This is a genomic window from Candidatus Sodalis endolongispinus (genome assembly GCF_018777395.1).
Lineage (GTDB): Bacteria > Pseudomonadota > Gammaproteobacteria > Enterobacterales > Enterobacteriaceae > Sodalis_B > Sodalis_B endolongispinus.
Window position 1 is genome coordinate 1,663,891 of sequence record NZ_JAFJYC010000001.1, and the last position, 23,118, is coordinate 1,687,008.

At 57.7% G+C, this 23,118-nt stretch carries 16 protein-coding genes and 3 pseudogenes; 14 read left to right on the plus strand and 5 right to left on the minus strand.

Annotated elements, in window-relative coordinates:
- Positions 1–14: 14 nt before the first annotated feature.
- From lgt to recD, 11 genes and pseudogenes are all read left to right on the plus strand, one after another.
- Positions 15–887, plus strand: a complete 873-nt coding sequence (gene lgt, locus JZM24_RS08070; protein WP_215669272.1) for a prolipoprotein diacylglyceryl transferase — start codon at positions 15–17, stop codon at positions 885–887.
- A 6-nt stretch (positions 888–893) separates the two neighbouring features.
- Positions 894–1,688 (plus strand): thymidylate synthase, encoded by a 795-nt coding sequence (gene thyA, locus JZM24_RS08075; RefSeq protein WP_215669273.1) that lies wholly within the window; start codon positions 894–896, stop codon positions 1,686–1,688.
- 182 nt (positions 1,689–1,870) lie between these two features.
- Positions 1,871–2,437 carry a prepilin-type N-terminal cleavage/methylation domain-containing protein gene (locus JZM24_RS08080; protein WP_215669274.1) on the plus strand — a complete coding sequence of 189 codons (567 nt, stop codon included), beginning with the start codon at positions 1,871–1,873 and terminating at the stop codon, positions 2,435–2,437.
- Positions 2,438–2,511: 74 nt separating this feature from the next.
- Positions 2,512–2,772: a prepilin-type N-terminal cleavage/methylation domain-containing protein gene (locus JZM24_RS08085; protein WP_215669275.1), complete on the plus strand. Its 261-nt coding sequence runs from the start codon at positions 2,512–2,514 to the stop codon at positions 2,770–2,772.
- Between the two features lie 18 nt (positions 2,773–2,790).
- Positions 2,791–3,078 (plus strand): hypothetical protein, encoded by a 288-nt coding sequence (locus JZM24_RS08090; protein ID WP_215669276.1) that lies wholly within the window; start codon positions 2,791–2,793, stop codon positions 3,076–3,078.
- Positions 3,075–3,620 carry a DUF2509 family protein gene (locus JZM24_RS08095; protein ID WP_215669277.1) on the plus strand — a complete coding sequence of 182 codons (546 nt, stop codon included), beginning with the start codon at positions 3,075–3,077 and terminating at the stop codon, positions 3,618–3,620. Before JZM24_RS08090 ends, JZM24_RS08095 begins: the two co-directional genes overlap by 4 nt.
- Positions 3,621–3,752: 132 nt before the next feature.
- Entirely contained in the window at positions 3,753–4,103 is a 351-nt protein-coding gene (locus JZM24_RS08100; protein WP_215669278.1) for a prepilin-type N-terminal cleavage/methylation domain-containing protein, read from the plus strand.
- Between the two features lie 89 nt (positions 4,104–4,192).
- Positions 4,193–7,597: an exodeoxyribonuclease V subunit gamma gene (recC, locus tag JZM24_RS08105; protein WP_215669279.1), complete on the plus strand. Its 3,405-nt coding sequence runs from the start codon at positions 4,193–4,195 to the stop codon at positions 7,595–7,597.
- A 129-nt stretch (positions 7,598–7,726) separates the two neighbouring features.
- Positions 7,727–10,651: pseudogene (gene ptrA, locus JZM24_RS08110) on the plus strand (pitrilysin).
- The gene (gene recB / locus JZM24_RS08115; RefSeq protein WP_246580015.1) at positions 10,575–14,186 is read left to right on the plus strand and encodes an exodeoxyribonuclease V subunit beta; all 3,612 of its coding nucleotides are present in this window, start codon (positions 10,575–10,577) and stop codon (positions 14,184–14,186) included. Before ptrA ends, recB begins: the two are co-directional and overlap by 77 nt.
- Positions 14,187–14,202: 16 nt before the next feature.
- Complete coding sequence (gene recD / locus JZM24_RS08120; RefSeq protein ID WP_215670059.1) at positions 14,203–16,080, plus strand: exodeoxyribonuclease V subunit alpha; 1,878 nt, start codon at positions 14,203–14,205, stop codon at positions 16,078–16,080.
- Positions 16,081–16,406: 326 nt separating this feature from the next.
- Here recD and JZM24_RS08125 read toward each other — a convergent pair whose 3' ends face one another.
- Entirely contained in the window at positions 16,407–17,357 is a 951-nt protein-coding gene (locus tag JZM24_RS08125) for a phage integrase Arm DNA-binding domain-containing protein (RefSeq protein WP_312885001.1), read from the minus strand.
- Positions 17,358–17,390: 33 nt separating this feature from the next.
- Between JZM24_RS08125 and JZM24_RS08130 the strand changes: the two genes are divergently transcribed.
- Positions 17,391–18,098, plus strand: a complete 708-nt coding sequence (locus JZM24_RS08130) for a hypothetical protein (RefSeq protein ID WP_215669282.1) — start codon at positions 17,391–17,393, stop codon at positions 18,096–18,098.
- Positions 18,095–18,571 carry a tail fiber domain-containing protein gene (locus JZM24_RS08135; protein ID WP_215669283.1) on the plus strand — a complete coding sequence of 159 codons (477 nt, stop codon included), beginning with the start codon at positions 18,095–18,097 and terminating at the stop codon, positions 18,569–18,571. The genes JZM24_RS08130 and JZM24_RS08135 overlap by 4 nt, the downstream gene beginning before the upstream one ends.
- A 233-nt stretch (positions 18,572–18,804) precedes the next feature.
- Here the strand turns inward: JZM24_RS08135 and JZM24_RS08140 are convergent.
- A pseudogene (locus JZM24_RS08140) lies at positions 18,805–20,012 on the minus strand (IS3 family transposase).
- A gap of 154 nt (positions 20,013–20,166) precedes the next feature.
- Here JZM24_RS08140 and JZM24_RS08145 point away from each other — a divergent pair.
- Positions 20,167–20,682 carry a hypothetical protein gene (locus JZM24_RS08145; protein ID WP_215669284.1) on the plus strand — a complete coding sequence of 172 codons (516 nt, stop codon included), beginning with the start codon at positions 20,167–20,169 and terminating at the stop codon, positions 20,680–20,682.
- Here JZM24_RS08145 and JZM24_RS08150 read toward each other — a convergent pair.
- The 3 genes and pseudogenes from JZM24_RS08150 to argA all read right to left on the minus strand — a co-directional run bounded on the left by JZM24_RS08150 (position 20,636) and on the right by argA (position 22,920).
- The gene (locus tag JZM24_RS08150) at positions 20,636–21,289 is read right to left on the minus strand and encodes a BRO-N domain-containing protein (protein ID WP_215669285.1); all 654 of its coding nucleotides are present in this window, start codon (positions 21,287–21,289) and stop codon (positions 20,636–20,638) included. The two genes, JZM24_RS08145 and JZM24_RS08150, sit on opposite strands and share 47 nt — an antisense overlap.
- 89 nt (positions 21,290–21,378) lie before the next feature.
- The gene (locus JZM24_RS08155; protein WP_220098832.1) at positions 21,379–21,528 is read right to left on the minus strand and encodes a BRO-N domain-containing protein; all 150 of its coding nucleotides are present in this window, start codon (positions 21,526–21,528) and stop codon (positions 21,379–21,381) included.
- A gap of 233 nt (positions 21,529–21,761) precedes the next feature.
- Positions 21,762–22,920, minus strand: a pseudogene (gene argA, locus JZM24_RS08160) (amino-acid N-acetyltransferase).
- Positions 22,921–23,118 lie beyond the last annotated feature (198 nt).

Below are 23,118 nucleotides of genomic sequence, written 5' to 3' on the forward strand. Positions count from 1 at the left end.
CGTTGTGGTGATGAATGACGACCCATTATCTGGCCTTTCCACAATTTGACCCGGTGATCTTTGCCCTGGGTCCGGTTTCCCTGCACTGGTACGGTTTGATGTATCTGGTGGGCTTCGTATTTGCTATGTGGCTGGCGGTACGGCGTGCAAATCGCCCCGGCAGCGGCTGGACCAAAGAAGAAGTCGAAAACCTCCTGTATGCCGGTTTTCTGGGGGTATTTCTCGGTGGTCGTATCGGTTATGTCCTGTTCTATAACCTGCCGCTGTTTCTCGACAACCCCCTTTACCTGTTTAAGGTCTGGGACGGTGGCATGTCGTTCCACGGCGGCCTGATTGGGGTGATAGTGGTGATGCTGTGGTTCGCCCATCGTACCCGCCGCCATTTCTTCCAGGTGGCCGATTTTGTCGCGCCAATGGTGCCCTTCAGTTTGGGCGCCGGCCGTTTAGGTAATTTTATCAACGGCGAGCTGTGGGGACGGGTCACCACCGATACGCCCTGGGCGATGCTGTTTCCCGGCTCCCGGCAGGAGGATATAGCGCTGCTGCCGGTCAATCCGCAGTGGCAAGCGCTGTTTGAGCGCTACGGCGTGCTGCCTCGTCATCCGTCCCAGCTCTACGAGATGCTGCTCGAAGGCGTGGTGCTGTTTATTATTCTTAATGTATTTATCCGTAAGCCGCGGCCTATCGGCAGCGTCTCCGGCTTGTTCCTGATTTGCTACGGCGCTTTTCGCATTCTGGTGGAGTTTTTCCGCCAGCCGGACGCCCAGTTGGGCCTGTTTAGCGGTGTCATCAGCATGGGGCAGATCCTGTCGCTGCCGATGATTCTGGCCGGCGTGATTATGATGGCCTGGGCCTATCGCCGCCGTCCCCAGCAACACCTGTCCTGAGGTATTATGAAACAGTATTTGGATTTGATGCGTTGGGTGCGTGCGCAGGGCACGCCGAAAGCGGACCGTACCGGTACCGGTACCCTATCGATATTCGGCCATCAGATGCGCTTTGATTTGCGCCAGGGATTCCCGCTGGTGACCACCAAACGCTGCCATTTGCGCTCGATCATCCATGAGTTGCTGTGGTTCCTTAATGGTGACACCAACATCGCTTATTTGCAGCAGAATAACGTCTCCATTTGGGATGAATGGGCGGATGACAACGGCGATTTGGGGCCGGTGTATGGCCGCCAGTGGCGCGCCTGGGGCACCGGCGACGGCCGCCAGATAGATCAGCTGGCGGAAGTGGTGCGCCAGCTCAAGCAGGATCCGGATTCCCGGCGCATTATCGTTTCCGCCTGGAACGTCGGCGAGTTGGACAAGATGGCCCTGGCGCCGTGCCATGCGTTGTTTCAATTTTATGTTGCCAATGGCACCTTGTCATGTCAGCTCTATCAGCGTTCGTGCGATATTTTCCTCGGCCTGCCGTTCAATATCGCCAGCTATGCCTTGCTGGTGCATATGCTGGCGCAGCAGTGCGATTTGCAGGTCGGTGATTTCGTCTGGACCGGCGGCGATACCCATCTCTACAGTAACCATCTACAGCAGGCGGACCTGCAGCTGACCCGCGATCCGCAGCCGCTGCCGCAGCTGTTGATTAAGCGCCGTCCGGCGACATTGTTCGATTACCGTTTCGAGGATTTTGAGCTGACGGGCTACGATCCACATCCTGCAATCAAGGCGCCGGTGGCAATTTAAGTGGCCAATGTCGGGCCGCGCGGGCGGTGATACCTCCGCGCGGCGGGCGCAGGGTGCGTTTGACTGCTTGAGGTGTGCCCGGTTCGCGCCTGACTCTGCTGCCATGAGGGGTGTTCTGCCCCCGCATAAACGCGATAGCCATCACACCACGACTGATACTTCTTGTTCCTCGTTGTTAATGATTGCGTTGCACGCTGCACAATAATTCCCCGCTCCTGGTGCGCCATCTCGCGCCGCGCCACACTGCCACCATGCACTCTTTCCTGAACCATACCAAACGCGATAGCGGCTACACCCTATTGGAGCTGCTGCTGGTGCTGACGTTAACCGCACTACTTATGCTAGCGGGAAGTTATGGCTGGCGTCAGCATCAGTCCGCCCGGCAGTTGACGAGCAGCGCCCAGCAACTGCTTGATTTTATCGTACGCCAGCAATGGCATGCCGCCTGGGGTAACCGCCGTTGCCGATTAACCGCGATAACCGGCGATCGCTGGCAGTTGCGTGGCGATCACCAATGCAGTTTAGTTCGTGGGGCGGCGGAGACTGCGCGCTGCATCGCGCCCTATACCGGTGTCCATCTGTCGGTATCGACGGGTGAGCTGAGTCTGGGCGGGGTGCGCCATACCGCCGGTGCGGCGCACCTCGTGCTCAGCAATTCGGCGGGGCGGCTGCGGGTGGTGCTCTCCGGTCGCGGTCGGGTCAGGCTGTGCAGCGAGCAAGGGCGCTGGTCAGGGATCCCCTCGTGTTGACCTGCCGGACGGACGCCGGGGGCGCCACGCTGAGGTCAGTTTCTGCAGGGGCCGGTGCGGCGGCCGCAGGGCAGGTGGCGGCGGGCGGCGGTCAAGAAGGCTTCAGCCTGCCAGAATTGCTGGCTGCTCTGTCCGCGTGCAGCCTGCTGCTGACGGTGGCGCTGCATCTATTTCCGTCGCTGCAACGCAGTGTTGAGGGCGCGATGCTGCAGCTCAGATTGATGTACCAGCTTGATCTATGCGCGTTGGCCATTGCAAAAGATGTGCGCCGCGCCGGTTTTTCGCAGCAGGGTGGCTCCGCGCATACGTTGTGGATCGACAAACGCCAGGGATAGCCTCCAGGCTCCTGCCTTGTGGTTGGCTATGACTACTACGCGCGCAGCGATGCGCCCGGGCGGTTGACCACGTCAACGTTCGGTTATCGTCTGCGTCGGGGGACGCTGGAGACTCAGCGAGATATCAATGATTGTCAGGGAGCTGGCTGGGAAAAGGTGTTTAACAGCGATGCTTTGACGGTGACCCGATTGCGGTTTACCACCCTGCCGGGAGGCGCGCTGCGCATACACTTGGCCGCTACCGCCCGGCATCGGCCGGAAATCGGCTATGTGTTGACACAGATAGTGGCACGGCGGAATGGATGAACCGGGAAAGAGGTAGCGGTAGTGTCTTGGCGCTGCTGCTGCTGAGCGCCTTTTGCCTGCTGGCGATGTTGAGTTGGCAGCAGCTGCTTCAGGTGTCGCTGGAGCTGATCCGGGCGCAACGTCATTATCTGCGGGCATTTCATCAGGCGGAATCCTCGCTCGCCTGGTGGCTTAGCCAGAACTGGCCCGCCCGCCACGGCGAATGCCGTCTGCATCCCGACGAGCCATTGCGGGTTTGTTTGCAGGCAAGTCAAAGGGGATATGGCTGGCTTCTGTGCGGGGAGGGCGGCGGCACGATAATGGCGCCGCCGCTGCGGCATTATCAGCGCGTTACTCTACATCAGGCCAGGACGCATCCAACAACGGGGGGGCGTACCGCAGCGGATCACACCGCGCCGACGGGCAATGACGCTCTGGCTCTTGCGCCAGTACCGGCGGCAGGCTGGATTTGGCCCTGTCTCGGGGGTGGTGCGGGGAGGAGCAAGAAGATGGCTGAGTGGCACAAACAAGACGGCGGCGCCAGGGATCGTGATGTGAGGTGATATCCGCAGCGAAACGGGGCATCGCGTCGCCCGCGAAAGACGTTATTGCCTTTACGGCGAAACGGGGCGCCGCATCGCCCGCAAAAACGGCGCCACGGCAACTGAAGCAGGTTAGGTTGCCCCTTGGGGTGCGTGGCGCGAGATACAGTCGGCAGCGGGGCGCTGGTCTGGCGGAGGCGCTGCTGGCTCGCCATTACCGCCTTGGGATTGCTGGAGTACCGGCAGCGGCTGGCGGTTTTCCAGCGGCACCTGCAGGACGTCACGCTGGCGTTAATCCTAAGCCATCAAAGCCTGGAGTTAATGCGTCAGCCGGCGGCCACGGGTGCGCCAGCCAGACCGCCAGGCTGGCGGGTTATCCTGATTGAGCGTCCCTGTGCCGAAGGCTGCCGGCGCGTGACCGCCACGGTCATCATGAATACCGGTGAGCGCATCAGCTTAAGCGAATGGGTTTGTCAGGGTTCAGTCGACACAACGCGCACGTGATCACTTGTGTTCCGGGCTAATCACGATAGAGTAGGCGCAGGCAGTTTACAGTATCCCTGGGCGGGAGGCGCGCGCATGGCGAGGAGTTTATGTTTACCGTATATCATTCCAATCAGCTGGATCTGCTCAAGACACTTGCCGCCTCGCTAATCGCAGGGCGGCCGCTGCGCGATCCGTTCCAGCCGGAAGTCATTCTGGTGCAAAGCAACGGTATGGCGCAGTGGATGCAGATGGAACTGGCGGCACAGTTTGGCATTGCGGCCAATATCGAATTTCCGCTGCCGGCCAGCTTTATCTGGCAGATGTTTACCCGCGTCTTGCCCGATATTCCTGATGAAAGCGCCTTTTCAAAACCGGCGATGACCTGGCGGCTGATGGCGTTGCTGCCGCGCCTGTGCCAGCAACCTGATTTCGCAGTGATTAATGAGTATCTGCGCGATGACGAGGATAAGCGTAAGGGTTTTCAGTTTGCTGCCCGGATAGCCGATCTGTTCGACCAGTATCTGGTATATCGCCCAGACTGGCTGGAAAGTTGGCAGCGCGGCGAATTGACCGACGGCGTGGGCGAGGCGCAGCGGTGGCAGGCTCCGCTTTGGCGGGCGCTGGTGGCAGAAACTGAACGGGCAGGGGAGCCGCTGTGGCACCGCGCCAATCTTTACCAGCGCTTTATTCAGACCCTGACTCAAAGCCAGACGCGGCCGCCGGGGCTGCCCGACAGGGTATTCATCTGCGGCATCTCCGCACTGCCGCCCACTTATTTACAGGCGCTGCAGGCGCTAGGCCGCCATATCGATATTCATCTGCTGTTCACAAATCCGTGCCGCTATTACTGGGGGGACATCCGCGATCGCGCTTTTCTCGCGCGGTTGCTGCACCGTCGCCGCCGGCACTATCAGCAGCAAACCGAGCAAGCGCTATTTCGGCGGCCCGAACAGGCTGACGCGTTGTTCGACGAGCTGGGAGAACAGCAAACCGGCAATCCCCTGCTGGCCTCCTGGGGCAAACAGGGGCGCGATAACCTCTACCTGCTGGCGCAGATGGACGGTGTTGCGGAGGTAGATGCGTTCGTTGAGCCGGCGGGGGATAACCTGCTGAGCCTGCTGCAGCGCGACATCCTGATGCTCGAGGACCACGCCGTGCTTGGCATGGATCCCGCGACGCCGGTAGAGGGCGGCGGCAAGCGGCCGCTGCAGCCAGACGATCGTTCGCTGAGCCTGCATGTCTGCCATAGCCCGCAGCGGGAAGTGGAAGTGCTGCACGATAACCTACTGGCGATGATGGCGGAGGATCCCACGCTGCGGCCGCGGGATGTGATCGTCATGGTGGCCGACATCGATCGCTATACGCCGGCGATCCAGGCGGTGTTCGGCAACGCCGGCGGGGACCGCTATCTGTCTTTCGCCATTTCCGATCGCCGGGCGCGTCATCTCCACCCTGTGCTGCCGGCGTTTCTTGGTCTGCTGGAGTTGCCACGCAGTCGTTTTGCCGCCGAGCAGGTTCTGGCGTTGCTGGAGGTACCGGCGCTGGCGGCCCGCTTCGCCGTTAACGAGCAGGGGCTGCAACTGCTGCGCCAGTGGGTCGCTGAATCCGGTATCCGCTGGGGGCTGGACGACGACACCCTGCGTGAGCTGATGCTGCCCGCCACCGGTCAGCATACCTGGCAGTTTGGCCTGACGCGCATGCTGCTGGGCTACGCCATGGATAGTGAGAGCGGCGACTGGCAGGGGATTCTGCCCTACGACGAATCCAGCGGTTTGATAGCCGGTTTGGTCGGACAATTGGCGGAACTCCTTATGCGGCTGCGCCAGTGGCGCGACCGGCTTGCCCAACCCCGTTCACTGGACGCCTGGATGAGCTGCGCCCGCGAAATGATTGAGGGTTTCTTTACCCCTGACGCTGAAGCCGAAGCGGCGCTGGCGCTGCTGGAAAATCTGTGGCAGCAGGTGCTGGAGTGCGGTTTGCAGGTGGAGTATGACCAACCGGTGCCGGTGACGCTGCTGCGAGATGAACTGGCGTCGCGTTTGGATAAGGAACGGGTTAGCCAGCGTTTTCTGGCCCGGACCATCGACTTCTGTACTCTGATGCCGATGCGCTCTATTCCGTTCCGGGTGGTGTGTCTGCTGGGCATGAATGATGGCGTTTATCCGCGCACTCTGCCGACGGCGGGATTCGACCTGATGGCGCAGCAGCCCCGACGCGGCGATCGTAGCCGGCGTGATGATGACCGCTACCTGTTCCTGGAGGCGATGTTGTCCGCGCAGCAGCGGCTGTATATCAGTTTTATCGGCCGCGCCATACAGGACAATACCCGGCGTTATCCGTCGGTGCTGGTGAGCGAGTTGAGCGATTATATCGCCCAGAGTTTTTACCTGCCTGGCGACGAGTGCGTCGATGCTGAAAGCAGCGCCGACCGTGTGCGTGCGCATCTCTGGCAGTGGCATAGCCGTATGCCTTTCGCACCGGAGAATTTTCTGCCCGGTAGCGAAAACCAAAGCTTTGCCGCCGAGTGGCTGCCGGCCGCCAGCGCCGGCGGCCAGCCGCAGCCGGATTTTGTCGCTCCCCTGACGGCGCCGCCCTGCGAGGCGCTGGCGCTGGATGAGCTGCTGCGCTTTTATCGCCACCCGGTGCGCGCCTGGTTTGCACAGCGTCTGGCGGTGTCTTTCCACCTGACGTCGCTTGAGCTGGCGGCGGACGAACCTTTTGTCATTGACGGTCTATCCCGCTATCAACTCAATGACCGGCTGGTGAACGCCCTTATCGACGGGGAAAGCACCGACCGGCTGTTTCGCCAGGTGCGCGCCGCCGGTTTGTTGCCCTATGGCGCTTTCGGTGAGCTGTACTGGGCCACACAGTGTCAGGAACTGGCGGCGCTCGCTGAGCAGGTACGGACGTGGCGATTGCCGGAAACGCACAGTCTTGAAGTGGATCTGACGCTGAACGACGTCACACTCTCCGGTTGGCTGCCGCACGTGCAGAAGCACGGTCTGCTGCGTTGGCGTCCCGGCGCGTTGTCGGCCCGGGACGGCCTGAAGCTGTGGCTGGAACATCTGGCTTACTGCGCTATGGGCGGCGAAGGGGAGAGCCGGATGTTCGGCATGCGCGGCGAATGGCATTTTGCGCCGCTGCCCGCCGCTCAGGCAAAAGGGTTTTTACTTTCGCTGGTTTCCGGCTACTGTCAGGGTATGGCGGCACCGCTGCTGCTGTTGCCCCGATCGGGGGGGGCATGGTTGAGCCACTGCTACGACCGGTCGACGCAGAGCATCGACCGGGACGAGAGCCGGCAGCGGCAGGCGCGTGATAAACTTATCCAGGCCTGGCAGGGCAACGGCCATGTTCCCGGCGAAGGTGAGGATCCTTATTTGCAGCGGTTGATACGCCAGTTGGATGAACAACATATGGAGGCGATTATCTTGGCCGCAGAAAGGTATTTTCTGCCGCCTTTTATGTTTAATCTGGCGCAGACTGAGCCGGCGAAACGAGAAAAGAAAGCCTGATGCAGTCCTGTCGCCTGTCGCCCCCGGCGACAGATGTCCGCGCTGTGACGTTTTTTTTAACATGCGAGTGTTACGCCAAAAAAAGAGTGTGGTCAGGAACGGCCCGCAAGACAGGTATTGGAGAGAGGAATGTCGAGACTGGTTAACTGGTTGTTGTGTTTCGCTCTGTTTTTGATGAGCGCAACGGCGCCGGGATGGGCGCAAAGCGGATGGCAACCGATGAAGGAGGTCATCCACAAAAGCAGTCAGGATCCCCGTCACTATCAGGCTATTCGGCTGGATAACGGTATGACGGTGCTGTTGGTGAGTGATAAGGAGGCGGTCAAATCCCTTGCGGCGGTGGCCGTGCCGGTGGGATCGCTGGAGAATCCGCACAATCAGCTTGGCCTGGCCCATTATCTGGAACACATGATCCTGATGGGGTCTCGCCAATATCAGGAACCGGAAAATTTGTCTGAATTTCTGAAAAAGCACGGCGGCGATCATAATGCCAGCACCGCCTCCTACCGAACCGCCTTCTATCTGGAGGTGGAAAACGACGCGCTGCAACCGGCACTCGACCGGCTGGCGGACGCCATCGCCGCGCCGCGGCTGGAGATCCGGTTTATGCCGATAAAGAACGTCATGCGGTGGACGCCGAGCTCAGAATGGCCCACGCCAGCGACGGACTGCGCATGGCGCAGATCCGGTCTGAAACCATGAATCCGGCCCACCCGGGCTCGCGTTTCTCGGGTGGCAATCTTGACACATTGAGCGATAAGCCCGGCAGCCGGCTGCACGACGCGCTGAAGCATTTTTACCAACGCTATTATTCCGCCAACCTGATGGTTGGGGTCATTTACAGCAATCAATCGCTGGCCGAAATGGCGACGCTGGCGGCCACCACCTTTGGCCGCATCGCCAATCATCACGCGTCGGTGCCCCCGATCACCGTGCCGGCGGTCACCGCCGCCCAAACCGGTATCGTGATTCATTATCAACCGGTTCAGCCGCGGAAGATGCTGCGCATTGAATTCCCCATCGCCAACAATAGCGCCGCATTTCGCAGCAAAACGGATACTTACATCAGCTACCTTATCGGCAACCGCAGCCCGGGCACACTGGCGGACTGGCTGCAGAAAGAGGGGCTGGCGGACGCCATCGACGCCGGCGCCGATCCGATGGTCAATCGCAACGGCGGTGTTTTCGCCATCGCCGCTTCCCTTTCCGACAAAGGGTATGAGCAGCGCGACCGGGTGGTGGCGGCTATTTTCGCTTATCTGTCATTGTTGCGGCATCAAGGGATCCAGCGCCATTATTTTGACGAAATTGCCCACGTACTGGATCAGGATTTCCGTTTCCCGGTTATGACCCGCAACATGGACTATATCGAATGGCTGGTGGATTCCATGCTGCGGGTGCCGGTGCAGCACGTGCTGGACGCCTCTTATCTTGCCGATCGCTACGATCCCGCCGCCATTGCTGCGCGCCTTGACGCCATGACGCCGCAGCACGCGCGCGTCTGGTTCATCAGCCCGGACGCACCGCACGACAAAACCGCTTACTTTGTCGATGCCCCTTATCAAGTGAGTCAACTGACGCCAACGCAGACTGCCCTTTGGCAGCGCCTACAGCGCTCGATTGTGCTGGCACTGCCGGCGCTTAATCCTTATATCGCCAACGACTTCAGCCTGATCCACCCTACGCGTCATCCAGAACACCCCGAAACCCTGATCGATGAGACGGGGCTTCGGCTGCACTATATGCCAAGCCGCGCATTCGCCGACGAGCCGCGCGCGGACATCACGCTGAACTTTCGCAATGCTGCTGCCATGAGCAGCGCGCGCAACCAGGTGCTCTATTCACTAAACGACTATCTTTCCAATCTCGAACTGGCGGAGCTGAGCAATCAGGTCTACGTAGGCGGTATCAGCTTTTCCTCTTATGCCAACGATGGTCTGACTGTCAAGGCAAGCGGCTATACCCAGCGACTGGTGCCGCTGGTAAATGCGCTGCTGGACCGCTATCTGGCGATATCGCCGACGGCGCAGCAGTTGCAGCAGGCCAAGACCTGGTTTCGTCAGCAGTTGGATGGCACGGACAAAAGCAAAGCCTACTCTCAGGCCGTCATCCCGGCCAAGGTCCTGTCCGATATTCCCTATATAGAACGTGACGCGCGGCGGGCGCTGATAGACGGCATAACGCTGCAGGAGGTGATGGACTATCGCGCCACGCTAATTAAACCTACCGCCCTCGATGTGTTAGTGGTCGGCATCCTGACCTCGGAGCAGGCTGAAACGTTCGCGCGCGGGCTGAAAACACGCCTGGGTCTGACCGGTACGGACTGGCGGCGCGCCGATAAAGCCACCATCGCCACGCTGCTGCAGGCGATTATCCAAAAACGGCTCGACAGCACCGATTCCGCTCTGGCGGCGGTCTATGTTCCCCTGGGTTATGATCGCATCGAAGGAATGGCGTGCAGTTACCTGCTGTCGCAAATGGTTGAATCCTGGTTTTACAAGCAATTGCGTACGCAAGAGCAGCTGGGCTATGCCGTCTTTATGCTGCCTATCTTTAGTCGGCGATCGGGCCGGGGTCGGATTTGTACTGCAAAGCGGCCGCTATCAGCCGGCGTATCTTTACCAGCGCTATCAGGAGTTCTTCGCGCAGACCGGCAAGCGGTTGGACGCTCTGGAACCGGCGGATTTCGAGCAGTACAAGCAGGGCGTGATAGTCCAGCTGCAGCAAAAACCCCAGACGCTGGTCGAAGAAGTGGATCTCTATACCGGCGATTTGGATCGCGATAATATGCGTTTTGATACGTGCGAACGTCTTATTGCCCGTTTGCGGGCGCTGACGCAATCGCAGTTAAGCGAATATTACCAGCAGGCGGTCATCAAGCAGCAGGGGCTGGCCTTGCTGTCGGAAATTTCCGGCGTCGGCGCGGGCAAGGATCCGGCTGATTATGCTCACCCCGCCGGCTGGACCATGTTCCCCGATGCCTCCGCGCTGCAGCAGGCGCTGCCGGTGCAACCTAAGGAAACCGAACGCGTTGAAGACCGCCCAGAGCCTTAACCCCCTGACATTGCCGCTCCAGGGCACCCGCCTCGTTGAGGCGTCGGCGGGTACCGGGAAGACCTACACCCTGGCGGCGCTCTATCTGCGTTTGCTGCTCGGGCTGGGCGGTGAGGCGGCGTATCCGCGGCCCTTAAGCGTAGAAGAAATACTGGTGGTTACCTTTACCGAGGCCGCCACCGAGGAGCTGCGCGGCCGTATTCGTGAAAATATCCACCGGCTGCGGCTGGCCTGCGTGCGCGGTGAGAGCGAGGATCCGCTGCTGGCGGCGTTGTTGGCGCAGCTCGACGATCATAGGCTTGCCGCTCTGCACCTGCTGGCGGCGGAGCGGCAGATGGACGAGGCGGCGATATTCACCATTCATGGTTTTTGCCAGCGTATGCTGAACCACAGCGCCGTCGAATCGGGCATGCTGTTTCAGCAAACTCTGCTGGAGGATGAAACATTGCTGCGCCAGCAGGTGAGCGCTGACTTCTGGCGCCGCCACTGCTATCCGTTGCCGCTGGAGGTTGCGCGCATGGTACAGCAGCACTGGGAAGGGCCGGAAAACCTGTTGGCGGAACTGCTGCCCTATCTGCAGGGGGAGCCACCGGAGGTGCGCGATCCGCCGGCGTTAAGCGAGTCTATCCTGGCACGGCATGCGCGCATTATTGCGGGTATTGACGACCTGAAGCGGCAGTGGCGCGCGGCGGCGGCGGAAATTCCGACGATCCTTGACGCTCACAAACTCGACCGGCGGGTTTATAGCAGTAAAAACATACCGTCCTGGCTGGCGAAAGTCAATCACTGGGCGGAGCAGCCCACCGTCGATTATCAGGTCCCTGATGAGCTGGACCGGTTTTCAAGCGCGGTATTAGCAGAAAAAACCACCGCCGGTGATCCGCCTCATCATGCGCTCTTTGCTGCGGTGCAGGCTTTTCATCAGCACCGGCCGTCGCTGCGCGAGCTGATCTTTGTGATGGCGTTGGCGGAGATGCGCCAGGCGTTGGAGCAGGAAAAACGGCGGTGGGCGGAGCTGGGGTTCGACGATTTGCTAAGTCGTTTGGATCGGGCGCTGGCCGGCCATGGTGGTGAAGCGTTGGCCGACGCGTTGCGCTCGCGCTATCCGGTAGCGATGATTGATGAGTTTCAGGATACCGACCCGCAACAATACCGTATTTTTCGTCGCGTATACGGCGCTAAACCCGATTGTGCCTTACTGCTGATAGGCGACCCGAAACAAGCGATCTACGCGTTTCGCGGTGCGGATATTTTTACTTATATGCGCGCACGAAGCGAAGTGGATGCTCACTATACCCTTGATACCAACTGGCGCTCCGCACCGGGGATGATCAATGCGGTGAATCAGCTGTTTCAAAGCCTGCCGGCGCCGTTTATTTTCAGCGCCATCCCCTTTTTGCCGGTGGCGGCCGCCGAAAGCAACGCCGGTTTGCGGCTGGTGGTGCAACAGCAGCCGCAGCCGGCGCTGCGCGTCTGGTTACAGCCGGGTACCGGCGTGGGTGTAAGCGAATACCAGCAGTGCATGGCACGGCAATGCGCCGCCACCATCCGCGACTGGCTTTACGCCGCGCGTGAGGGAGAAGCCTGGTTGGAGGGACGTCGGGGCCGCCAGCCGCTGCAAGCGTCGGATATTACGGTGTTGGTACGCAACCGCCACGAGGCGGCGTTGATGCGCGACGCGCTGGCGGCGCTGATGATCCCGGCGGTCTATCTCTCGAACCGGGATAGCGTCTTTGACACGCCAGAGGCGCGCGAACTGCAATGGATCCTGCAAGCGATGTTGACGCCGGAAAAAGATACCGCGCTGCGCAGCGCGCTGGCCACCGGTCTGCTGGGCTTTGACGCCGTCGCCATCGACGCGCTGAATAACGATGAACGGCTCTGGGAACAGCGGGTTGAGGAATTTGCCGATTATCGCCAACGCTGGCAAAAAAGCGGCGTGTTACCCATGCTGCGTCAGATGATGAAAAACCATCACACTGCCGAAAATCTCTTGGCAAGTCAGGGTGGCGAACGCCGGTTGACCGACGTGCTGCATCTGGGAGAACTGCTGCAAGAAGCCTCAACACAGCTGGAGAACGAATACGCGCTGGTCCGCTGGCTGGCGTTGCAAATAGCGTCTCCTAACCCGCAGGCGGCGAATCAGCAATTGCGGCTGGAAAGCGATCGTCATCTGGTGCAAATCATCACCGTACATAAATCGAAAGGGCTGGAGTTCCCGCTGGTGTTCCTGCCGTTCGCGGCCGATTTTCGCGTGCAAAAGCGGCCACTGTTCCACGATCGCGAGGCGTTCGGGGCCTGGCTGGATCTCCGCGCGGCGCGGGAGAGTCTGCAACTGGCGGAAGAGGAGCGGCTGGCGGAAGATCTGCGGCTGTTGTATGTGGCCCTAACGCGCGCCATCTATCATTGCAGTCTCGGCATTGCGCCACTGTTTCGCGGTAGCCGTAAAAAAACCGGCGCCAGCGATCTGCACCTAAGCGCGCTGGGTTACCTGATCCAGCAGGGCCAGGACGGCGATACCGATGATTTGCGCGAACGGTTGGCGGCGTTGGCAAGCCGCGTCGATGGCGATATTGTCCTGTGCGAGGCCTTGGCCGCGCCGGCGCAACCGCTTACACCTGCGGCGGCGCCGGCGCCGGCATTAAGCGCCCGCCGCTGGTCTGAACCGCCGCGGGACCCCTGGCGGGTCACCAGCTATTCAGGATTGCAACGGCACGGCAGCTCGGTGGTGATGGATCTACAGCCGCGGTTGGATGTTGACGCCTCGGGGGAGGGCAGGCAGCAGGAATCGTTGCAGCTAACGCCGCATACCTTTCCGCGCGGCGCGGCGCCGGGGACGTTTTTGCATGGCCTGTTTGAAACCCTGGATTTTAATCGGCCGCTGGACCCGCAGTGGCTCAGCGAACAGCTGGCACAACAGGGTATCGACACCGACTGGTTGCCGGTAATCACGGACTGGATGAAAAAAATTATCGCTATACCGCTGGACGGCGGCTCGCTTTCTCTCGCGCGACTGACGCCCGACAGCCGGCAGGCTGAACTGCAATTTTATCTGCCCATCGACGCGTTGGTGCAGGCGCGCGACCTGGATCAGATCTGCAAGCGCTACGATCCGCTGTCGGCACGCTGCCCACCGCTGGATTTCCCCCAGGTCAAGGGAATGCTGAAGGGGTTTATTGACTTGGTTTTCCGCTGGGAGGGCCGCTATTACCTGCTGGACTATAAATCCAACTGGCTGGGGGAAGAGAGCGCCGCCTACACCCGGCCGGCGATGGAGCAGGCTATGATGGCCCACCGCTATGATCTGCAATATCAGCTGTATACCCTGGCGCTGCACCGCTATCTGCGTCACCGTCTGGCGGACTATCAGTATTCGCGCGATTTCGGCGGCGTGTATTATCTGTTTCTGCGCGGCGTGGATGCGGCGCAGCCGGGGAACGGCATTTTCCACTGCCGCCCGGATAGCGCCTTAATCGACGGTCTCGACGCATTGTTCTCCGTCGCAACGCGGCCGGCAATGGCGGAAAGAGGCTAACGCAGGAGGCTTAATGATGGAAGCTATTCTTGCCGAGGCGCAACGGTTGCGCCTGTGGCGACCGCTGGACGTTCAATTCGCCCTGATGCTGGCGACGCCCGCTGAGCCCGCACTGATGCTGGCCAGCGCCTGGCTGAGCGCCGATGCCGGCGCCGGCCATACTTGCCTGCCGCTGGCGCTATTGACCCCGGAGCGGCTGTTTGACGGCCGCATGCCGCCGCTGGCGCAGCAGGCATGGCTACAGGCTGGCAGACCTTCTCAGAAGGATTGGCAGCAGCGTCTGCTAGCATCGCCGGCGGTCAGCGACGGTTCCCGCCCGACGCCGCTGGTATTGGACAATCAGCGTCTGTATTTACAGCGCATGTGGCGCGATGAATGCGCGGTGGCGCAGTTCTTCAACCGGGCGCGGCCGCCGGTGAACGGTGACGAAGCCAGCATCGCCGCGGTGCTGGCGCGTTACTTTCCCGGCGACGCTGCGGTAATCGACTGGCAAAAAATTGCCGCGGCGGTTGCGATAACGCATCCGGTGGCGCTGATATCCGGCGGTCCGGGCACCGGTAAAACCTCTACGGTTGCCAAGCTGCTGGCGGCACTGCTGCAGCTTAGCGACGGCCGGCGTTTGCGCATGCTGATGGCGGCCCCCACCGGCAAGGCGGCGGCACGGCTAAGTGAGTCCCTGGGTCTGGCGCTGCAGCGTCTGAGATTGGACGAAGAGCAAAAACAGCGCTTGCCGCGCGAGGCGATAACGCTGCATCGTTTGCTCTGGGCACAGCCCAACAGCCAGCGGATGCGCTATCACCGCGGCAACCCGCTGCATGTGGATATCCTGATAATCGACGAAGCGTCAATGGTCGATTTGCCGATGATGGCCAATGTCATTGCGGCGCTGCCGCCGCAGGCGCGGGTGATTTTCCTGGGGGATCGTTGCCAGCTGTCGTCGGTGGAGGCGGGGGCGGTGTTGGGGGACATCTGCCAGTTCGACGAGGCCGGTTATAGCCCCGCGCGGCGCGCGCAGCTGTCGCGGTTGACGGGCTTTACGCTGCCGGCGGGGGGCGACGGTAACGGTTACGGCGTTGCCGACAGTCTTTGTCTGCTGCGTAAAAGCTACCGTTTTGATGAGGGTTCCGGTATTGGCCGGTTGGCCAACGCTATCAACGCTGGCGACGGTAAGGGGGCGCTGGCGCTGTTGCAGGCCGGTACGGCAGCGGATGTAGACTATACGCCGTTGCGTGAAGCGGCAGACTATCAGCGACTGTTGGACGACTGCGTTAACGGTTACCTGGACTACCTGCAGCGGGTGCGCGACCAAGATGCGCCGCCCGCTATTTTGGACGCTTTTAACCGCTTCCGCCTGCTTTGTGCGCTGCGTGAAGGGCCGTTTGGGGTCGCCGGCCTTAACGATCGCATTGAACAGGCCTTGAGCCGGGCGGGGCTCCTCACCCTTGCCAACGTCGGCCGCGGCTACGCTGGACGGCCGGTGATGATAGTGCGCAATGCGCCATCGCTAGGGCTGTACAACGGCGATATCGGTATTCTGCTCCAGGAAGGGGAACAAACCCTACGCGTGCATTTTTCCCTGCCGGATGGCGGAGTTAAGGCGGTGCCGCTAAGCCGGCTGCCGGAGCATGAAACGGCCTTTGCCATGACGGTGCATAAATCTCAGGGGTCGGAGTTCCAGCATACGGCGCTGGTGTTGCCCAACCAGATTGTGCCGGTGCTGACGCGGGAATTGCTGTATACCGCCGTGACGCGGGCGCGGGCGCGGCTCTCTCTCTACGCCACCAACGAGGTGGTGCAGTACGCCATTGCCACCCGAACCCAGCGGCGCAGCGGCCTTATCGATCGCCTGGCCGCCGGTGCGGCCGCACCGGCGTACACCCACGACGTCCGATGACGCTTGCGGGCATGATGACCGCGCGGCCCGCAGCGTGCGATGGCGTCATCGCTCAGCGGCCATCGTGTGACACGAGATCAGCCAGCAGAATTTTTGATCGGCCTGATAGTTTACAGCGGCGGTGAAATATAAGCATTTTAATTTAGAGCGTTACAGGTAAGCGATGTAAATTACTCGAAATTCGATCGAAATATTTATACTTCCGTCCACTTTGAGCCTCTTACATCCCGGTACTTGTCGGTCATGGTTGCTGATTTATGACCCAGGAGTTTTTGTGCATAGTCTTTTCCCTTCTCCTCAGTATGTAAGCGGACGGACTTCTAATTTCATGAAACGAAGGGGGCTTGCCCTCCCCACTCCAAACCAGATTCTCGACGCGCTTTCATGAATGCTTCAGACAGTGTTTTCTTGGCGATCACACGTTGTTTTCCATCGGCCACAATGTGATGTTCGCCATCATTTAATTTCTTCAATCGTTGAAGTCGATCCGAAAAAGAAAGGTTCAAGCATTCAAGGCGGGTCGTTTCCGCGATAGCCAGCATCATGCCGGTTTTTTCCTGTCTGACGTAAAGACGTCCATTCCTGTAATCACTCCAGCACATGCTCTGTACATCGCTCAGGCGTTGTCCTGTGAGTAAAGCCAGGTCAAGGCAGGGGCCAACCCATGCGGATAATTTATCCGCCACTTTGCGGATAGTCTTCCAGTCGTCCAAAGTAATGCGCTCACGTTGAATTTCTACCCGCTGGTTGCGAGTAGCTTCGGCTGGATTGCTTTTGGTCACCCCTTCAGCAATGGCTTCCCGAAACAAGTCAATTAATAATGCCCTGATGCGGTTTGCCATTGTCATTTTTCCTGTCTTTATCCACTGGCTTAGGAAGGCGGCAATATCTTTAGTCTCTACTTTCTGAAGAGCAAATTCGCCCAAGTGGGCGTTAACTGCTTTCAGGTATTTATCGTACTCGCTCATTGTTTTTGGCTTAAGCTTTCTGGTCTCTAATATTTCCAGATAACGTGGAACCCATTCGCTAACTGTGGTCGCCTGTGTGCCGTTAATACGGTCAACGAGTGGTGAGAACTTTGATAAGCCGTAAATCGCCATATTAGCGGCTATGGCTTGTGTAATGGCCTCCCGCCGATTGCGTCCCAGGCCATACTCTTTTCCTGTTAGTGGGTCGCGATAGCAAAAATAGCCACCATTGCGTGGTTGCAGGTTTGGCGGGATGCTTACAACGACACCCGCTGGGCGGATAACAAACAGGGCATTGGCCCTGGGCAGATGTTATTGTTGCCAGGCACGGTCACAGTGTCATTGTATGAAATTGCCAGCGTGGTGAGCAACGCGGAGCTGCTCTTGGTGTCCGGGCTACCCAAAGCCGTCAAGGAGGCATCCTACGCCATCGTGACCTACAACGGCGGCTCGTACGTTGACTTCGGACGTGAGCTGTCTGCCCGGCTTCTCTACTACCAGCGCCAGATGGACGGCTGGCAGCACATCATGACCGGCGAGGGTGAGGTGAAGCTGGAGGCGCCGGACGGCACGCAGGTCACCTTAAGCTCGTTCAAAAAGCTGACGGCGGATGTTGCAGTAAACAGGATTATGGTGAGCGAGGTGGCCAAAGCGGCCAAATCTGCTCTGGATAAAAAAGCAGATAAAGCAGAGTTGGAGGGCAAACTTGATAAGACCGGTGGCACCGTCACTGGGGCGCTGCATGTTACTCACTCCGTTAATGTGGGAGGCGTTAACTCAGGACTGATTGCTAATGGCGAAGGGAACGTGGCGCTCTATGCTCAGGGTGTCAAGACCGGTGAATGGAATGCGAACCGACTGCATTGGGTACAAAACCTTGAAGTCGGCGGTAATCTCAAGGCGAGCGGTGGAGCAACGTTTGGAAACGCTGTCTCGCTAGTGACTGGCGGTAATCTCACGGATATATTGCATTTTTATGGCCGAGGGCAAAACGGCAACGAGACACGTCCAGGTGAAAGCCGGTATTACCCTTATCCGGGCAATCCATGAGCACGGAATTTTACGGTGTTGATGTGCAGAACAGCCACTATGAACATCGCCTGATTATTAATCGGGGCGGTGGTTACCAGAAGTGGTTCATTTTTAAAGACGACGGTGTCGCCCATGCCACCGGCGGGCATTGGCAAAACTTTTCCGACCGGAAGATAAAAAGTGACATCGAGAGAATAGAAAATGGGCTTGAAAAAGTTGAGACGCTCAATGGTTACACGTATATCCTCGCTGGCAATCGCCAGGCTGGGGTGATGGCCGAAGAGTTGATAGAAGTGCTGCCGGAAGCCGTGGGCAACATTAGTCACTATCCGGCGGGTGATGATACTTTCCTCAAGGATAGCAAGTCAGTGGCCTACGGCAGCCTATCCGCGTTGCTGATTGAAGCGATAAAAGACCTGTCCGCGAAAGTGAAAGCGCAGCAGGCAGATATAGATGTGCTTAGAGGGATGATGAATCTGAACGAAAATTAATAATTAAACGCGCACGCTTTCATACAATAATGTATTAGCTTGATTGACCGTTGTTTTACTTGTGATTAATAATATAGCGTCTATAAGGAAGGTATAGGGGAAATGTTTTGATTACAAGCCATTCATCACTGCCGCTGGTGCCTACGGCAGTAAGTAATACTCCCGTTAATGCAGAGCTCAAACGTACAAATAGTAGTGATCTTGCCCCGCCATCTCTGTACAGCTTTTGTATCTTAAGTTAACGAAGCCCGATGCCGCCGGTATTCTCTCGGAGAGTGATATCCCAGCGCGCTGTACGGATGGTTTTCATTGTAATGCGTGAACGCTGCTGCAAGGTTTCGCAGGGCTGTTCTCGCATCCGGTTTTGGCATGAACGAGATATAGTCTTCCTTCATCGTCTTCACGAACCGTTCGGCCATGCCATTGCTCTGCGGGCTGCTCACCGCTGTTGTGCAGGGCTCCAGATCCAGTTCTCTGGCGAACCTCTGCGTTTCATGCGCGGTATACGCTGAACCGTTGTCCGTCAACCACTGCACCGCTGTATCGGGTAACCTGTCGCCGAAGCGCTTTTCTACCGACATCAGCATCACATCCTGCACGGTCGAACTGTCGTAGCCTCCAGTGCTCGCAGCCCAGTCTATGGCCTCTCTGTCGCAGCAGTCCAGTGCGAAGGTGACCCGCAGTTTTTCACCGTTGTCGCAGCCGAACTCGAAGCCATCTGAACACCAGCGCATATCGCTTTCTGCCACCGCGATCCTGCCCTTATGCTCACGCCTCGGCCGCTCTGGTTTTCAATGTAATAACAGCAGGTTATGCTCACACATGATCCTGTAAAGTCGTTTCGCATTTACCGGCGGCAGTCCCTCTGCGCGACGTTGTTTACGCAGGATGCCCCACACCCGCCGATAGCCGTAGCTGGGCATATCGCTGATGATGTCGAGGATGTCCGACAGTATTTCAGCGTCTGCTTCGTCATTACGCCGGTTACAGCGCCTGTCCTGCCAGTCGGCAGAACGCTTAATCCGCAGTGACAGCGGCGCACGCGACACGCTCATGGCGCGGCTGACCTGTGCTATTCCCCGGCCTTTGGCAACAAGGGCGCGTGCGCTATCCATTTTCGTGACTGGCCGTACTCCACGGCTTCTTTTAGGATCTCAACCTCCATCGTCTTCTTACCCAGAAGGCGCTGGAGCTCCCGGACCTGCTTCAATGCAGCTGCAAGCTCAGAGGCAGGAACAACGTCCTCCCCGGCAGCCACGGCGGTGAGGCTGCCTTCCTGATATTGCTTTTTCCACTTAAACAGCAGGCTGGGCTGGATACCGTGCAGTCGTGCGAGATGGGAGACATTCATGCCGGGCTCCATCCTCTGCTGAATAATGGCCATTTTTTCCTGAGGAGTTTTACGTTTACGGACTTCTTGACCTAACAGGATCCCGGTCATATCAAAATTGGCGTTAGTGTTAGACATATATTCAAGCCTATCTCTTATCTGGAGATACAGCTACTGTCTGGTGTTTCAGGGGGCAAGATCACACTTGCCTGTTGTTGCTATGGATAGGATTGCATGTTTTTTGAGTTTCAAGGACATAAAAAATATGCAAAAGAGTGATGTGTATCCGAAAATAGATCTTGTACGGCAGCATAAGGTTAACGCGATCAAAGATAAATATTCTAAGACAATAAACGCACTACATGAATGGAAGGTATCTCCTTGTCGTGGAAAAGAAGAAAATCGCAACTTGGCAGTAAAGCGAATAATGGATTGTATCTTTAGTGATAATGAAAGCCTTGACTTAAGTAACCTAAATTTAAAAAGCTTACCAGATATCAGTTTTCTTGATTTTTTAATTGAATTAGATTATCAAGGCAATGATGGCAGCTTTATTGAAAGTTGTTTCGATCTTAAGACGCCTCACGGGCAAAAATTAAAGAATCAATCTCCTTTGCCTAGCTCGGTAAGGAGCATAACAATAAATTTTGGACCTTTAATGCTTGCTGGTACTGAGCGTTCTGGTATTATAACATTTGAAAAACCAGAACTTCCATTACCCGAAGAATGTAAATTTATGAAAGATTATTATTCTTCATATCAGTTTTTTTATGCAAACTAGGGATTTTTTTAGGTCCATTCTCAAATAAAAATCGGCTTATCAACGAGCCGGGGCAACCATCAGTGCCTATGCGCGAACTGGCCGAGTCGGACTTATGCCAGCGGGTCAGCTTGTCGGTGAGCATGAAGGCGTTGCTCTGGCTGGCTTCAGCAAGCAAGCTATCGATTTCACCCATCACGCTATCCACGTTCTCATGCTCGCGCACAAGTTGCCGAAGGGTTCGCCTCTCAGCCTCTACCATAGCAGATTGCAGACGTTCAATCACAGCCCATATGCGTATGCATTCTCGGGCGATATGTGGGGTGTGGCGGACTTCCACCGGCTGCGGTGAGGGGATGCCTGTGACTTCGCGTAACCCGTACCAGATGCCATTGCTCCATGCCTGCTTGTAGCGAAAGTTATGGCTCATGTGCCAAATCAGGCGAGCGAGGTTGGCGGTATCGTTAGCGGTGAAGAGTTCGTTTGACTGTGGCGGGTAAATGGGATGCTCGTATTTGCCAGTCTTGCGTATTGTAGGAGGTACTTCACTTGTTATCCATTTGCGAAAGCGATGGGGCTGGTTGCCTTGCTTTACAGCGTCACGGCAGCGTAGTACGAGAGTGAACATTCCGGATTCGGAGATGATGTTGTCATTCGGATTTCCAGCCCCATCTTGAATGGTCTCAGTTAAACTTAGGGTATCCTTCTCTCGCCATCTCAGCGGCGAATTGCCTCGGTTGGATTAATGAGTTTCAGTGCGTTACAAAGGTCAACAGCAACAAACCAGGGTTCACCATTAATAATTACTGCGCGTACTTCATGTTCTTCAAAAGAGAAAGGAGTAATAGCTGATATCGGATGAGTCATCACGACCTCCGATGGTTACTTGGGTAAATCACCACCTAGAGTTCCTGCGCTCATGGGTGGTGAGCTATATGGGGGTAGGAATACCGTAGTAACCGACCGGCCAGCCTTCGTCAAATGTGGGCGATTATGGCTTTATCGGCAGGCAGAAATGAGCGGTAAGTTATTGATAAAAGTGTCATGTATTGTTGTGCATTGTTGTATGTTGTCGCCTGTTTTTTGAGCGAATATTGAGTCTAAGTGTATGATAATTCGTAGATTAATACCTTAGACCTTCGCTGATAGTTATACAGTTCCTTTTTCTGGTTCGGCAGGATATCGACTTCCGCCGGGGTAAAGCCGCGTTCCTGAAACCAGTGGATGCTGCGAGTGGTAAGCACAAACAGTTTTTTTAGCCCCATTTGGCGCGCCTGTTGAGCGATGCGCGTCAGCAGCATTTCGCCGCGCGACGAACTGCGGTAATCAGGGTGAACCGCCACGCAGGCCATTTCGCCGATCTGCTCGTCGGGAAAGGGATATAGCGCCGCACAGGCAATGGTCATATTGTCTCGTTCGATAATGGTGAATTTATCGATTTCCATTTCCAATTGCTCTCGGGAGCGGCGCACCAAGATCCCCTGCTGTTCCAGCGCCAGAATGCCGCCGATATCGTTGATGGTGGCCCGCCGCACCTGCTCCGCGCTTTCCATCACAATCTGTGTGCCGATGCCGTCGCGGGAGAAGAGCTCTTGCACCAGGGCGCCGTCTTCCTGATAGCTGATAAGATGTCAACGCCGCACGCTTCCAATTGATCAATGCGCCGCTGGGCGTCGTTGGGAAACAGTTCAGAAATAATATCGTCGTCCTCGCCAATCACGCCCTGCGATGAGCAAAAACCGATAATTTTTTCCGCTTTCAGCTTAATTGCCACCTGCGTTGCCACCTCTTCGGAGGTGAGGTTGAAACTTTCCCCAGTAACCGATACCGCGACCTGGCCCAGCAACACTATGGCGCCGCCGTCAAGCTGATGGTGTATCGCCTCATCATCGATACGGCGGATGCGGCCGCTGTGGCAATAGTCTACGCCGTCATCCACGCCCAGAGGCTGAGCGATAATGAAGTTGCCGCTCACCACGTTGATGTGCGCGCCCTGTAGCGGCATATTATTCAGGCTCATCGACAGCCGGGCGGTAATGTCCAGCTGTAGCTGGCCGGCGGCCTGCTTTGCCCGTTCTAGGGTGGGCGCGTCGGTAACGCGGGTATGCTTGTGGTACATCGGCTCAAGGTGATGTACCGCCAGATTTGCGGCCGGGCGCCGTACACCAATACCAGGCGGATACCGAGGCTGTGCAATAGGCCGATATCATTGACAATACTGGCAAAATTTTCATGCTCGATGGCTTCGCCGCCCAGCATGACGACAAAGGTTTTGCCACGGTGGGCATTGATATAAGGAACCGTATGGCGAAAACCTTGAACCAACTCTGTACTGCGTTCCTTCACGGCCTGTCCTCTGTGAATGATTATTCTGATTTTGTGTATTTTTATTCTTTTATCACTCGCTTGGCAAGTCCCGATTCACCCTGCGCCTGTTTGTAAAGATGAGCAAAGTCT